Consider the following 13,379-nt stretch of genomic DNA (forward strand, 5'->3'; position numbering starts at 1 on the left):
CTAGCGCGCCGACGACCATGTCGTCGTTGATGGGCGCTGCCGGGGCCGCATCAACCGAAGGTGAATGCATAGGCGGATACGCCCGGATCGAGAAACTCGATGCTGAACGTGTGCTCGCGTACGTCGCCAGGCTGACGCACGAGTTGATATAAGCGCTGCGAGGTCACGGTGCCGCTGCCGTCGGCCGCGACGTCGGTGCCGTGAGCGTCGCCGGGCGCGTTGCCGTCGACCGTCACACGAAATCGCACGGGCTTCCCGGTGGCATCGGGACCGAGCACGAGGTGCAGGTCACGAGCGTGAAAGCGGTACACGATGCGTGCGTCGGCTTGTGTCGCTGTCGCCTGCTCCGGTCCGACACGCCAGCTTCCGCCCAGCCCCCATTGGTTCAGCGACGGCATTGACGGCGCGCGGTAATCCCTCACCTGATCGCGCACGGCGCCACCCGGAGAAGCGAAGTGCTCGGCGCGTTCGTAGCCCACATAGGTTTCCGGCGAGCGCACGTCGCCCATATCGGCGGCTTGCTGGACGCCGCTGGCCTTCAGGTCGTTGGCGTTCGTCACGCTGTCGGCGACCTGTGTCGCGCCGGCCTCGCGCAACAGTTGCTGGATGACGCGTTCCGACTCGGCGTAATTGCCTTCGCCGAAGTGGTGATAGCGCACGCGGCCTTGGGCATCGACGAAATAGTGCGCCGGCCAGTACTGGTTATTGAAGCCGCGCCAGATGGCGTAGTTGTTGTCGATTGCGACGGGATAGTCGACACCCAGATCCTTCACGGCTTTCTTCACGTTGCCGACATCGCGCTCGAAGGCGAATTCCGGGGCGTGCACGCCGATCACGACAAGCCCCTGATCGCGATACTTTTCCGCCCACGCTTTCACGTACGGGAGCGTGCGCAGGCAGTTGATGCACGAGTAGGTCCAGAAGTCGACGAGCACGACCTTGCCGCGCAGCGCCTGTGCGGTCAGCGGCGGCGAGTTCAGCCACTGCACGGCGCCGTCGAGCGACGGCAGCGTACCTTCGACCGGCAACGGCGCGGGTGCCGGTGCCGTAGCTGCAGCGCGCATCATCGCGCCGCTGGCGGCCATCATGGCGGCACCGCCGTCGTTCTTGCCCCCGGACGGCGCACCGGTGGCCGGGGCGTTCGCCTTGGCGTTGGCGTTGGCGTCGGCATTCGCCGCGTTGTGACGACGCGCGTCCAACTGATCGACGAGCCTTTGCTCGATGCCGCCGGTCGATGCGGTCGAAACCTGCGCGAGCACACCGGTGTCGAGGCCAAAGGCAATGGCCGCGACACCGGCGAGCATCAGTCCGCCCAACACGCGGCGAATCCATTCGCCGGCGCCGAGCGAGCGCTTCATGGCGGTGAAGACGCGTCCGCCGACGAGCAGCGCCAGCGCGAGCGAGGTGGCCGCCCCGGCCGCGTAGGCGACCAACAGCAGCGTGGTGCCTGCGCTCGCCCCCTGCAGGGCCGCGCCCGTGAGCACCAGCCCGAGGATCGGGCCGGCGCACGGTGCCCAGAGCAGGCCCGTGGCAATGCCGAGCAGGAACGACGCGCCGGGACGCGCCCCTGTGGCGGCGTCGCCCTGGGCGGGACCGTCGGCGTGTGCCGATTGCGATAAGCGATCACCGAGCGACACCAGCGGATGCGTGAGCCGCTCGGAGAGCTTCGGGAACAGCAGCGTGGCACCGAACACTGCGACGAGCGCCAGCGCGAGCCAGCGGCCGTACTGGTTCGCCTGAACGACCCAACTGCCGCCCACGGCAGCGAGCGTGGCGACGAGCGCAAACATCAGCACCATGCCCGCGAGCATGGGGAGCACGCTGCGCGAGAACGACTGGCCGGCACGCGAGAAGACGAAGGGCAGGACCGGCAGGATGCACGGACTGACGATCGTCAGAATCCCGCCGAGGTAGGCAAGGATGAGCAAGGTCATGAAGGGCTCCAGGCGCTTCGCGCCAAGGCGGCGAAGCAGGGTTCAGGGGAATCGGAAAGGTCGCGGGCGAATCTCATGCCGCCTGCGGCGAAAAGGTCATGGCCAGACCGTTCATGCAGTAGCGCAGGCCGGTCGGCTTCGGGCCGTCGTCGAATACGTGACCGAGATGGCCGCCGCACCGCGCGCAGTGCACCTCGGTGCGTACCATGCCGAAGGTCGTATCGGTGTGGGTACCGACCGCATGGTCGAGCGGTGTCCAGAAGCTCGGCCAGCCGGTATGGCTGTCGAACTTGGTGCGCGACGAGAACAAGGGCAGTGCGCAGCCGGCACAGGCGAAGGTGCCTGCCCGATGCTCGTCGTTGAGCGGGCTCGAATACGGCCGTTCGGTACCTTCCCGGCGCAGGATGTCGTACTGGGCCGGTGTCAGGCGCTTGCGCCATTCGGCGTCGCTGTAGGCGACTTCGAAGTGTTCGCTCGCGGCGCCGGAACGCGCTGCGCTACGGGTGTCGTCGGCACGCGCCGGACGCACGATTCGCGGGATCAGCCCGGCCGTGATGGCCGCCGCCGCAGCGGTGGCGCCGAGCAGAAACACCCGGCGCGAGGCGGCCTGCCGCTCGCCGGCGGTGGGGGTGCGCGCCGTCCGGGACGGCTGGCGTGGGGTTGGCTTGGACAAACGCATGACATCCTCCGGTGGGTGGGGCCGATCCGGCGCGGGGCCGGCCCGTCGCCCTGAATGCTGGGGAGCCGGGCGACGGAGGGCTTGCAACGTACGGACACAGTGCTGTTGCGCGCCGGATCGATGACTGAAGCGTAGTGCCCCGGCGGTGGCGAAGTCCTCACGTAAAATTAAACAATTCGTGATACCTCCAGCGGCGTGAACTGCGCACAATGGGGGCTCCAAGACCCCTACCTCCGGGAGCTGTCCCTCCGATGGAATCGCCGCGCCGTGTTCTGCTCGTCGAAGACGACGTGCATATCGCCGACCTGCTCACGCTGCATCTGCGCGATGAGCGCTTCGAAGTCGTGCATTGCGCCGACGGCGACGAGGGGTTGCGCCGGTTGTCCGAGGGCGGCTGGGACGCCCTGATTCTCGATCTGATGTTGCCGGGCGTCGACGGCCTGGAAATCTGCCGCCGCGCTCGCCAAATGACCCGGTACACGCCGATCATCATCACGAGTGCGCGTTCGAGCGAAGTCCATCGCATTCTCGGGCTGGAACTCGGGGCGGACGACTATCTGGCCAAACCGTTCTCGGTGCTGGAACTGGTGGCGCGGGTCAAGGCGCTGATGCGGCGCGTCGACGCGCTCGCCCGCAACGCTCGCATGGAGGCGGGCAGCCTGGCCATTGCCGGGCTGTTCATCGATCCGATTTCGCGCGAGGCGTCGCTCGGCGGCAAGGTGCTCGACCTGACGCCGCGCGAATTCGATCTGCTGTACTTCTTCGCGCGCCAGCCCGGCAAGGTTTTCTCGCGCATGGATCTGCTCAACGCCGTGTGGGGGTATCAGCACGAAGGCTACGAGCACACCGTCAATACCCACATCAACCGCCTGCGCGCCAAGATCGAAGCCGATCCCGCGCAGCCCACGCGCATTCTTACGGTCTGGGGGCGGGGTTACAAGTTTGCCAATGACGGCTCGCCCGACGCGCAGGCCGCCGACTCGGGAGCGGCATGATGCGTCGCTGGCGTCTCGGACATCTCACGCTCACGCAGCGACTCTCGGTCGTGTTCGCGGTGCTTCTGCTGGTCTGCAGCGGCACGTCCGCATGGATGCAGGTGCGCGCCAATCGCATGCACGAAGCGGAAGTGATTCAGGGTCTCTCGCGCGGGCTGGCCGAGCACATTGCGGCCAACACCCAGCTCATGGACGCGAGCGGCATGAAGCCCGATGCCGTGCGGCGACTCTTCGGCCAGTTGATGGTGGTCAACCCGAGCGTCGAGGTGTATCTGCTCGATGCGCAGGGCCGCATCACCGGTCACGCGGCGCCCGAGGGGCATCTGCGGCGCATGGAGGTGGATCTGGCGCCCGTGCATCGGCTGCTCGACGGCGAGGCGCTGCCGATCTACGGCGACGATCCGCGCAATGCCGGTGTGCGCAAGGTGTTCAGTGCCGCACCGCTGCGTGTGGACGGGCGTGAAGTCGGATACGTCTATGTCGTGCTGCTCGGCGAAGCGCATGACCGTTTCGCCGCGCGGGGTGCCACGAGCGTTGCGCTCAATACCGCGCTGTGGTCCATCGGTTTGGTGGCGGCGCTGTGCCTGATTGCCGGCCTGACGGCGTTTGCGCTCATCACGCGGCCATTGCGGCGATTGACCGACACCGTGCGCGAGTTCGATATCGACGCCGCACCGGTGGCGCTGCCCGCCGTGTCGGCGGACGAACTGGCGTCGCAGCAGGCGCGTCCGAACGACGAAATCGTGGTGCTGGAGCGTGCATTCCGGCAGATGGTCGAACGGCTGGGCACGCAGTGGCGCACGCTCACGCGACAGGATCAGGAGCGACGTGAGCTGATCGCGAACATCTCGCACGATCTGCGCACGCCGCTGTCGTCCCTGCACGGCTATCTGGAAACGCTCTCGCTCAAGGACGCGACGCTGACACCGGACGAGCGCAAGCGCTATCTGGGGATCGCCCTCGATCAGAGCCGCAAGGTCGGCGCGCTGGCGCAGTCGCTCTTCGAGCTGGCGCGCCTCGAGCACGGGTTCGTGCAGCCCGAGGCCGAACCGTTCTCGGTGACGGATCTGATTCAGGACGTGTTCCAGAAATTCGAATTGAGCGCCGAATCGCGCGGGGTGGCGCTGCGTGCGCGACTTGCGCCGCAAATCCCGGCTGCACGTGCGGATCTGGGGCTCATCGAGCGGGTGTTCACGAACCTGCTGGACAATGCGCTGCGCTATACGCCGCCGGGTGGCGAGATCACCGTCGCCGTGGCGCCCGCGGGGGCGGACATTGAGGTGCTGGTGAGCGATACCGGTCCGGGAATCCCGGAAAGCGCACGAGAAGGATTGTTCGAGCGGCCGTTCACGGTCGGGGGCGCCCGTCGCGAGGGCGGGCTGGGCCTGCGTATCGTGCATCGCATCCTGCAACTGCACGACCGGCGGATCACCTTGGTGGAGACCGCCGGTCAGGCCGGGCAGGGGGCGACGTTCCGCTTTACTTTGCCGACGTGAGCTTGTCGCCGGCGAGCGGTGTCGTAGTAACCGGATTTACCGGAGCCACCGGGGCCGCCGGAATGGCGGACGTGCCCGAGGCTTCAGGGGCCGCCGCCGAAACTCGCGCGGCGGGCGCCGCGTCGAAGTAGGTCAGCTTGCGCACGAAGACGTTGGCAAACGGATCGACCTTTTCGCCGGGCGCGGCCGGCGACGTGATGACCACGCGCTGAACGTTGCCGCGGCTGTCGTACTTGTAGTGATACTCGGACACGTGACGCTCGCCGGTGGCGGCGTCGGTACGGGTCACGCGCTTGAGTTCGTGGCGCGGCGAGTATTCCGAGACCTCGTTGTCCCACGCAAGCGGCAGCCATTGGCCGTCGATGAACGCGGCGGCGCCGTTGTCGCGCACGATACGGCCGCCGTCGGGCTTGCGCTCGACACTGGCGAACGTGCGATACGAGACGTGCTTCGGCGCGGGCCGGACCTTGCCGTCGGCCGTGACGACCTGGCGGGCCTCGTTCGGCGCTTCCCACTGACGCGACAGGGCGAAGCACTCGTCGTCGAACAGACGGGCCTGCAGGCTGCCCGGGCGGCGATGATGCGTGCCCGAGGCGGCCGCGATGATGCGGCGGGTCCATTCGAGACGCCCATCGCTTTCCTGACGCACCTGTTCCGTCCAGACACCGCGTCGTGCGGCGCCACGCACGACCCAGGTGTCGGCGTTCTGCCAGTCGACCGGCGCGCCGTCGATGCTGCGCAGGCGGCCATCGGCCGTGTAGGCATAGTGGCCGCGATCGGTGCTGGCGAGCAGATGACCTTCCTGATCGAACTCCATCACGAACCGGTTACCGTTGTCGAGCGGGCCGACCTTGCCCGTGCTGCGATCGTAGCTGGCGATGAAGCGCGTTTCCTCGATACGGCGAACCCCGGCGGGAATGCCGCCGAAGTTGCGCATCAGGTCGTCTTCTTCTCGCAGCGAGGTTTGCACGCACCAGGGCAACGGGGCGGCCGCCTGCGGCGCTTGCGCCTCGGGCGGTGCGGCCTCGGCCGTTTGGGTTGGTGCGGTTGGTACGGCGGCGCCGGACGGCACGGCCCCCGGCTGAGGGCCGGCACAACCGGCCAGCGCGGCAGCCAGGGCGCTCAAGGCCAGAGCGCGCCGCACAGGAATTGCGGGAAGCACTGAATCGACGATGCGGACAGCGCGGACGTGGCGGACAGGTAATGCAGACGTCATCACAAGTAATTGCCGGAGGAATTTTCCCCCCGATTGTACCGGCTTCGTGTGACACGCCCGTCTGACGGCCCCGACCTCCCGCGAAATCGATCTCTTCACCATCGTTCACCAGGCTGCCGAAAGCCGTGCTTTCCGACATTCGCACGCCGACAGACTGGCGACATGTTGGGGTGGGAGCATCGGGATCTCCGAACTCCCCGAGAGATTCTCAGATGCCGATTCGCCTGAAGCGCCCGTCCGCCCGGATAGCGATTGCCAGTCTTTATTTGTGCACCCTGTCGGGGTGCGTGCCGATCGTACTCGGCGCGGCGACGGCCACCGGCATGGCGGCCACCGACCGTCGAAGCCTGGGCGCCCAGATGGACGACACGAGCATCGAGCTGAGGGTTGGCAGCCGGGTCGGCGAGGTGGCTGCGCCCACGGCTCACGTCAATGTTTCCAGCTACAACCGACGGGTGCTGCTGACTGGCGAGGTGCCCGCTGACAGCGACCTTCAGGCGATCGCCGCCGCCACGAAGCAGGACGCCAGCGTGCGTGCCGTGTTCAACGAGGCGGTGCTCGCGCCGGAAGCCTCGTCGTTCGGTGACCGGTCGTCGGATACGCTGATCGCTACCAAGGTCAAGGCGAGTCTTGTGGCAGAGAAGGGCCTGCCGTCCTCGGCATTCAAGGTCGTGGTCGAGCGCAAGGTCGTCTATCTGATGGGGATGGCGACGAAGGACGAGGCCGATCTGGCGTCGAGCGTGGCCAGCCGGGTGCCGGACGTGGCGAGCGTGGTGCGCGTGCTCGAAATCGTGCCGAAAGAAGCGATCGAGCGCATTGCACCTGCGAAGGCGTCGGATGCGTCGCTCGCGCAGGAAGACGCGACGTACGCGCGCTAGGCCAGAAGCGTATGCTTGCGCGGTGATGCGTCGCGCCTTGGCGAGACACTCACGTCAGCGTCCCGGTGGTTCACCCTGTCATTGTTTCGTCATGCGAATGGTGAACCCCGTACCTGTCGTCAGCATGGCGGTCGTGCCGATCCACAAATTTCCAACAAGCGGGTCGCCACGACAGACTGATGACAGCCATCGCTGGCAAGCTGACCTCATTCCCACGGCGGGTCGTCGCATCGTGCCGTGGCGTGAGTGGCCGAAGCACCGTATCCGCGAAAGGATGGTTCAGCGAAATGGCGATAAACGAACTTCTGACGTTTGTCCGTGAGTGGGGGCGCAGTCCGCGCGATGTCGCGGCCGTCGCCCCTTCGGGGCACGCCCTGGCGTCGCTCATCACACGGAAAATCTCCCCCGCGACGGGGCCTGTCCTCGAACTGGGCCCGGGCACCGGCGCGTTCACGAGGGCGCTGTTGCGGCGCGGCGTGAGCGAAGACCATCTCACGCTGATCGAGGTCGGGCGAAGCTTCGCAGACCTGCTTCGAGAGAAATTCCCGTCGGCGCGCGTGCTCCAGATGCGCGCCGAGGTGCTGAGTCTCCAGCCGCCGTACCTCGGCAACACGTTCGGTGCGGTCGTTTGCGGACTGGGCTTTCTCAATATGCCGCGCGACACCGTCTTCAGAATCCTGAGCGGCGCCTTCCTGTACCTGCAGCCGCACGGCGAGTTTTTCATGTTCACTTACGGCGCCACCTGTTCGGTGCCGGAGGACGTGCTAGGCGAGTTGGGACTGCGTGCGACCCGGCTGGGCAAGACGTATCTGAATTTCCCGCCTGCGACCGTCTACAGCATCTCGCGATGCAACGATGAGGTGCCGCAACCATGAGCCGCGCGAAATCGCGTCATCTCGGCGATGCAACGGGGATCTCGAATGCGTGACGAAGGGGGCCTGCTTCCGGCTGAGTTTTCCTCGGCAGGCATGACACGCGGTTTTCATGGGGCGGAACGCCCACGGTTCGCGCGCCACTTCAAGCCGCACGCTCAAGCACTCGTCCCGGATGACACTGCGTATGCTCGCCGTTGCGCCAGACCACGCTACCGTTCGCCATGACGACCTCGATGCCTGACGACACTCGCGTCGGGTGCTGATAATCGGCGCGATCATTGACGGTGTCGTAATCGAACACAACGACATCGGCGAACGCACCGGCCTGTAGCACGCCCCGATCGACCAGCCCGAAGTTCTTCGCGGTGAGTCCCGTCATCTTCCACACCGCGGTTTCGAGCGGAAACAAGCCGAGGTCGCGCGAGTAACGGCCAAGCACGCGGGGAAACGTCCCCCACAGGCGCGGGTGCGGTTTTTCCGTGCCGGGCAGTCCGTCCGAGCCAACCATCGTGTCGGGAAACCGCAGGATGTCCCGCACGTCGTTTTCCGAGAGCAGGAAGTAGATGGCCGAGCCCGGCTGCAAGCGGCGCGCGGCTTCGACTTTACTGACATCCCATTCGCGCGCGATATCGTCCAGGTCGCGGCCCGCGCATTCCGGATGCGTTTCGCTTGCGACGATCAGTACGCGCCCGTCGAGCATATTCGGGTCGGTGCTGATCATCGTCGAGCCGGCGTCGTACGGATAGCAGTCCAGGCACACCGACTGCTTTTCCATGGCCGACGCGATGTACGGCAGCGTGCGTGCGGTCGCGCCGAAGTTCCTGGGGTTGCCGATCTTGTGGTGCGAGACCACGACGGACACATCGAGCGCACGGCCGATTTCGAACGTCTCCGATAGCGAATCCATCACATGGTCCGACTCGTTGCGCATATGGGAGACGTACAACGCGCCGGACGCCGTCAGCGGCCGGCCGACCCCGATGACTTCCGACGTCGGCGCATGGATGGCCGTCGGGTACGCCAGTCCCGTCGACAATCCGAACGCGCCTGCATCGAGCGCTTCCGACAGCAAATCGCGCATCGCCGCGATTTCGGCGTCGGTAGCGGCGCGATTCAGATCGTCCATGGCGCACGCGCGCAGGCTCGAATGCCCGACCAGCGCGACGACATTCACCGATAGCGCTGAGGCGCGCAAGCATTCCAGGTAGTCGTGAAATGTCGCGAACCGCAGATCCGCGTGTCCGAGAAGACTCAACGGCATCGGCAACGCCTGCCCGGCGGGCGGCGAGGGGAGTGGCGCCGCGCTGATGCCACAGTTGCCGGTCACGACGGTGGTGACGCCTTGCGAAATCTTGGCCGTCATCGCCGGATCGGCAAGTACCGCCTGGTCGTCGTGGGTGTGGACGTCAATGAAGCCGGGGGCGACAATGCGCCCCGTCGCGTCGATGGTGGCATTCCGGCGTGCGGACGACAGGTCGCCGATCGCGACGATCCGGTCGCCGACGATACCGAGGTCGGCGTCGAATCTCGGGGTTTTCGAGCCGTCGACAACGGTGCCGCCGGCGATGACGATATCAAAGGGTGTCGACATTCGGTTTCTCGATTCGGTGGATGAACGGGATTCAGATCGGCTGCCGCGTTCTATCGCGAATGAAAAGCAGCGATATCGTCGAAATGGCAACGCAAGCCATCGTGTAATAGGCAGGGGCGAGGTTCGATCCGGTCACGTGGATCAGCCAGACGGCACTCGTCTGCGCGAAGCCGCCGAAGACGGAGACGCCCACGCTGTACACGATCGACATGCCACTCGCACGCAGCGATGCGGGGAACATCTCGGGAATCATCGTGATGCTGGGGGCTGTCGTGAGCGCGGAGAACAGGCTCAGGATGGCAACGGCGACCATCAGATTGAGGGGCGTCGGATCGGAGGAAATCCAGTGGAATGCAGGATACAGCGCGACGATCAGCCCGATGCGCGCGTAGAGGATGACCGCCTTGCGGCCAAACCGGTCGGAAAGCACGCCCGCCAACATCGAACCGATGCAGATGACCAGTCCGGAGACGATCGCGGCGGACAACGCGTTCGACGGCGCCATGCGCAGCACGCTGATGGCATAGGTCGGCATATAGAACGTCACGATATTGGCGCAGACCGTGCTGCCGATGATGAGCAGCACTCCCGCGCAAAGCGATGGGAAGTGAAGCTTGAACGCGTTGTACACCGGGCGGTTTGCGGCACGCGATTCCGGCGTGGCGTTACCTGACGCACGCGACGGCTGCGTTTCGAGTTCCGGCGTTCGGGTGCGCAGTGCCAGTGCGACGAACGCAATGCACACGCCGCAGTAGAACGGAATTCGCCATCCCCACGATTCGATGTCGCTCGTCGTCAGACTGCTGTTGATGGCCAGCGCGAGCAGCGCGCCCATCACAACGCCGAGTCCCTGGCTGGCGAACGTCAGGCTGCCGAGCAGGCCGCGCCGGGAAGGCGGGGCCGACTCCACCAGAATCGTTGCTGCCGTTCCGACTTCGCCGCCAGCGGAAAGCCCTTGCAGCGCACGTCCGAAGACGATGATCAGCGGGGCCAAAGCGCCCGCCTGTGCGTAAGTCGGTGCGAAGCCGATCACCGCGCATCCCGCCGCCATTAGCAGAATTGTGGCTTTCATCGCCTTCTTGCGTCCGTACCTGTCGGCGACGGAGCCGAATATCAGGCCGCCGATCGGTCGAATCACGTACCCCACGCCGTAGGTCGTTACCGACATCAGCAACTGCATGTAGGGCGACAGCGACGGGAAGAACAACTTCCCGATGACGATCGCGAAAAAGCTGTAGGCGGTGAAGTCGAAGAACTCCAACGCGCTGCCGATGGTTGTGGCGACCACCAGCGTGCGTTGGCTGGTGGCTGGCCGGGTTTGCGGCATCTCAGCAGACAGGGTCAGGTTTTTCACGTTCGTGTCCTTCGCCAGGCAGGGCAGGCTCGTAGGGTTTGAATTGTTCGTATTGCGCTTGTCAGGACGAAGTGTGCTAACGTCAAAAAATAACGAAAAGACAAAAAATTGCAGTGTTTTCTTACGAAAAGTTGTCACCGATTTCTCGGAAAATCGACGAATGAAATCCCAGCATCTCAACTTTTTTCTGGCGATGGCCGAGCACGGCAGCATCCGCGGCGCCGCCCGAGCACTCGGGTTAACGCAGCCTGCCGTGACCAAGACGGTCAGGACATTGGAGAAGGAAGTCGGCCTGCCGCTGATTCAGCGCAGCATCAGCGGCGTGGTCCTGACCGAGCATGGTCAGGCGTTGCTCAAGCATGCGCAACGGATCAACAACGAGATGCGGCGCGCCGAGGAGGCGATGGCCGCGAGGAAGGACGGGCAGGGGGGCGTGGTGCGTGCGGCGGTGAGTGCATCCGCCGCGATTACGCTGCTGCCGGCGGCGCTGGAGGAATTCACGAGGCGCTTGCCGCGTGCCCGGGTGACGTTGATCGAGTCGTCGTTGAAGAGCTCGTTGAATGGTCTGTTCGACGGCAGCCTAGACCTCGCGGTGCTGCAATTGGGGCCCGGCGATTTCCCGCCGCACATCCAGACCGTGCCGCTGTTTGACGTGGCGCAGCGCATTGTCGTGCGAAAAGGGCACGCGCATCAGCATGCGACGTCATTCGGTGAGCTAACGGACTGCAAATGGGTGGTGCCGCAACATCCGGACTGGCGCGGCGTTTTTTCGTCTCCGAACTTCTGGCCCGACTCGCTGCCGCTCCCGGCGACGCTGATCGAATGCTCGTCGCTCGTCATCGCGCAGTCGATGGTTCAGAGTGCCGATTTCGTCAGCATCTTTCCGGAGCCGTCGATCCGTGTCGCGGGACTGGCGGCGAATATCGTGCCGGTGAACGTTGTCGAGCCGCTTCCGTCACTGCGCATGTCGATCATCTACAACGCGGATACCGCCGCGACCGACGCGTCGGATACGTTCATGGCGTGTGTGAAAGCGGCCGCCAAGGTGACGAAGGTGGGATGAAGCGGCATGGCTGAGTGGTGGACGCCGCGAGGTTTGCATCAGGGCACACCAAGGGAGCTGGCAGCTCGCCGTGCGATTCTCGTGCCTATTTGTGGCATTGATTGCTGAGCCCATGTGCACTCGCCGGGAGGAGAGGGCTGTGATTTTCTTGTACGTTTTTGATTTTTAATGATTTGTTTTGATTTTTGCTTTGCCGGGTTCAAAGTGGATCGAACAAGTTTAGAAACTCAGAGAGTCTCGACAGCCCCTCCGCATGACATCCGGGAAAACCCCGCGTCTTGAAATCGTAAAACCCCGTCCCTATAATTAGCACTCGTTGGCGCAGAGTGCTAACGCCATGAATTCATCAAATATGCAAACGTTTGCATATTTGGTTTTGACGATCTCACTGAGAGAAAAGAGGAGCTTGTAATGAACCTTCGTCCCTTGCATGACCGCGTTATTGTCAAGCGCCTGGACAACGAAACGAAGACCGCATCGGGCATCGTGATCCCGGACGCCGCTGCTGAAAAGCCGGACCAGGGCGAGATCCTGGCCGTCGGCCCGGGCAAGCGTGACGATCAAGGCAAGGCGATCGCACTCGACGTGAAGGTGGGCGACCGCGTTCTGTTCGGCAAGTACGCCGGCCAAAGCGTGAAGGTCGATGGCCAGGAACTGCTGGTCATGCGCGAAGAAGACATCATGGCCGTCGTGGCCGCCTAAGTCTGTCTCCCCCAAGACATCTACGTAAAGTATTCAAGGAGTTACTGCAATGGCAGCTAAAGAAGTCGTTTTCGGCGATGCCGCTCGTTCCAAGATGGTTGAGGGTGTCAACATCCTCGCCAACGCCGTCAAGGTGACCCTGGGCCCGAAGGGCCGTAACGTCGTGCTCGAGCGCAGCTTCGGCGGCCCGACCGTGACCAAGGACGGTGTGTCGGTCGCCAAGGAAATCGAACTCAAGGACAAGCTCCAGAACATGGGCGCGCAAATGGTCAAGGAAGTGGCTTCCAAGACCAGCGACAACGCCGGTGACGGTACCACCACCGCCACGGTGCTGGCCCAGTCGATCGTTCGCGAAGGCATGAAGTACGTTGCCTCGGGCATGAACCCGATGGACCTGAAGCGCGGTATCGACAAGGCCGTTGCCGCCGCCATCGAAGAACTGCGCAAGATCAGCAAGCCCTGCACCACGAACAAGGAAATCGCTCAAGTCGGCTCGATCTCGGCCAACAGCGACACCTCGATCGGTGACTACATCGCCAAGGCGATGGACAAGGTCGGCAAGGAAGGCGTGATCACCGTCGAAGACGGCAAGTCGC

12 protein-coding genes are annotated in these 13,379 nt (G+C 64.6%); 7 read left to right on the forward strand and 5 right to left on the reverse strand.

Going from position 1 to position 13,379, the window contains the following annotated elements:
• Positions 1 to 50: 50 nt before the first annotated feature.
• Both ABWO90_RS23705 and msrB read right to left on the reverse strand, forming a co-directional pair.
• Positions 51 to 1,934, reverse strand: coding sequence for a cytochrome c biogenesis protein DipZ (locus ABWO90_RS23705; RefSeq protein WP_353193661.1), 1,884 nt, complete (start codon positions 1,932 to 1,934; stop codon positions 51 to 53).
• Between the two features lie 73 nt (positions 1,935 to 2,007).
• A complete protein-coding gene (msrB, locus tag ABWO90_RS23710) occupies positions 2,008 to 2,613 on the reverse strand; it encodes a peptide-methionine (R)-S-oxide reductase MsrB (RefSeq protein ID WP_353193662.1) in 606 nt (201 codons plus the stop codon).
• A 251-nt stretch (positions 2,614 to 2,864) separates the two neighbouring features.
• Between msrB and ABWO90_RS23715 the strand changes: the two genes are divergently transcribed.
• Both ABWO90_RS23715 and ABWO90_RS23720 read left to right on the forward strand, forming a co-directional pair.
• Positions 2,865 to 3,608 (forward strand): response regulator transcription factor, encoded by a 744-nt coding sequence (locus ABWO90_RS23715; protein ID WP_353193663.1) that lies wholly within the window; start codon positions 2,865 to 2,867, stop codon positions 3,606 to 3,608.
• The gene (locus ABWO90_RS23720) at positions 3,605 to 5,104 is read left to right on the forward strand and encodes a sensor histidine kinase (protein ID WP_353193664.1); all 1,500 of its coding nucleotides are present in this window, start codon (positions 3,605 to 3,607) and stop codon (positions 5,102 to 5,104) included. Before ABWO90_RS23715 ends, ABWO90_RS23720 begins: the two co-directional genes overlap by 4 nt.
• Here ABWO90_RS23720 and ABWO90_RS23725 read toward each other — a convergent pair.
• Positions 5,088 to 6,230, reverse strand: coding sequence for a hypothetical protein (locus ABWO90_RS23725; RefSeq protein WP_353193665.1), 1,143 nt, complete (start codon positions 6,228 to 6,230; stop codon positions 5,088 to 5,090). The two genes, ABWO90_RS23720 and ABWO90_RS23725, sit on opposite strands and share 17 nt — an antisense overlap.
• 302 nt (positions 6,231 to 6,532) lie before the next feature.
• Between ABWO90_RS23725 and ABWO90_RS23730 the strand changes: the two genes are divergently transcribed.
• The gene (locus tag ABWO90_RS23730) at positions 6,533 to 7,198 is read left to right on the forward strand and encodes a BON domain-containing protein (RefSeq protein ID WP_353193666.1); all 666 of its coding nucleotides are present in this window, start codon (positions 6,533 to 6,535) and stop codon (positions 7,196 to 7,198) included.
• A gap of 287 nt (positions 7,199 to 7,485) precedes the next feature.
• Positions 7,486 to 8,073: a class I SAM-dependent methyltransferase gene (locus ABWO90_RS23735; protein ID WP_353193667.1), complete on the forward strand. Its 588-nt coding sequence runs from the start codon at positions 7,486 to 7,488 to the stop codon at positions 8,071 to 8,073.
• A 142-nt stretch (positions 8,074 to 8,215) separates the two neighbouring features.
• Here the strand turns inward: ABWO90_RS23735 and ABWO90_RS23740 are convergent, their stop codons facing one another.
• Both ABWO90_RS23740 and ABWO90_RS23745 read right to left on the reverse strand, forming a co-directional pair.
• The gene (locus tag ABWO90_RS23740; RefSeq protein ID WP_353193668.1) at positions 8,216 to 9,664 is read right to left on the reverse strand and encodes an N-acyl-D-amino-acid deacylase family protein; all 1,449 of its coding nucleotides are present in this window, start codon (positions 9,662 to 9,664) and stop codon (positions 8,216 to 8,218) included.
• Between the two features lie 31 nt (positions 9,665 to 9,695).
• Entirely contained in the window at positions 9,696 to 11,018 is a 1,323-nt protein-coding gene (locus ABWO90_RS23745; RefSeq protein ID WP_353193669.1) for an MFS transporter, read from the reverse strand.
• 4 nt (positions 11,019 to 11,022) lie between these two features.
• Between ABWO90_RS23745 and ABWO90_RS23750 the strand changes: the two genes are divergently transcribed.
• The 3 genes from ABWO90_RS23750 to ABWO90_RS23760 all read left to right on the forward strand — a co-directional run.
• The gene (locus ABWO90_RS23750; protein WP_353193670.1) at positions 11,023 to 12,081 is read left to right on the forward strand and encodes a LysR family transcriptional regulator; all 1,059 of its coding nucleotides are present in this window, start codon (positions 11,023 to 11,025) and stop codon (positions 12,079 to 12,081) included.
• A gap of 411 nt (positions 12,082 to 12,492) precedes the next feature.
• The gene (groES, locus tag ABWO90_RS23755; RefSeq protein ID WP_023594870.1) at positions 12,493 to 12,783 is read left to right on the forward strand and encodes a co-chaperone GroES; all 291 of its coding nucleotides are present in this window, start codon (positions 12,493 to 12,495) and stop codon (positions 12,781 to 12,783) included.
• 49 nt (positions 12,784 to 12,832) lie between these two features.
• Positions 12,833 to 13,379: TCP-1/cpn60 chaperonin family protein (locus ABWO90_RS23760; protein ID WP_353193671.1), on the forward strand; the 547-nt coding region annotated here is incomplete at its 3' end.

Origin of the sequence: Pandoraea pnomenusa, from assembly GCF_040391475.1 — a bacterium.
GTDB classification, from domain to species: Bacteria; Pseudomonadota; Gammaproteobacteria; order Burkholderiales; family Burkholderiaceae; genus Pandoraea; species Pandoraea pnomenusa_C.

Bases quoted from the DNA above. Each gene is read 5' to 3' on its own strand.
- ABWO90_RS23705 (WP_353193661.1), bottom strand. From the start codon at position 1,934: ATGACCTTGCTCATCCTTGCCTACCTCGGCGGGATTCTGACGATCGTC.
- msrB (WP_353193662.1), bottom strand. From the start codon at position 2,613: ATGCGTTTGTCCAAGCCAACCCCACGCCAGCCGTCCCGGACGGCGCGC.
- ABWO90_RS23715 (WP_353193663.1), top strand. From the start codon at position 2,865: ATGGAATCGCCGCGCCGTGTTCTGCTCGTCGAAGACGACGTGCATATC.
- ABWO90_RS23720 (WP_353193664.1), top strand. From the start codon at position 3,605: ATGATGCGTCGCTGGCGTCTCGGACATCTCACGCTCACGCAGCGACTC.
- ABWO90_RS23730 (WP_353193666.1), top strand. From the start codon at position 6,533: ATGCCGATTCGCCTGAAGCGCCCGTCCGCCCGGATAGCGATTGCCAGT.
- ABWO90_RS23735 (WP_353193667.1), top strand. From the start codon at position 7,486: ATGGCGATAAACGAACTTCTGACGTTTGTCCGTGAGTGGGGGCGCAGT.
- ABWO90_RS23740 (WP_353193668.1), bottom strand. From the start codon at position 9,664: ATGTCGACACCCTTTGATATCGTCATCGCCGGCGGCACCGTTGTCGAC.
- groES (WP_023594870.1), top strand. From the start codon at position 12,493: ATGAACCTTCGTCCCTTGCATGACCGCGTTATTGTCAAGCGCCTGGAC.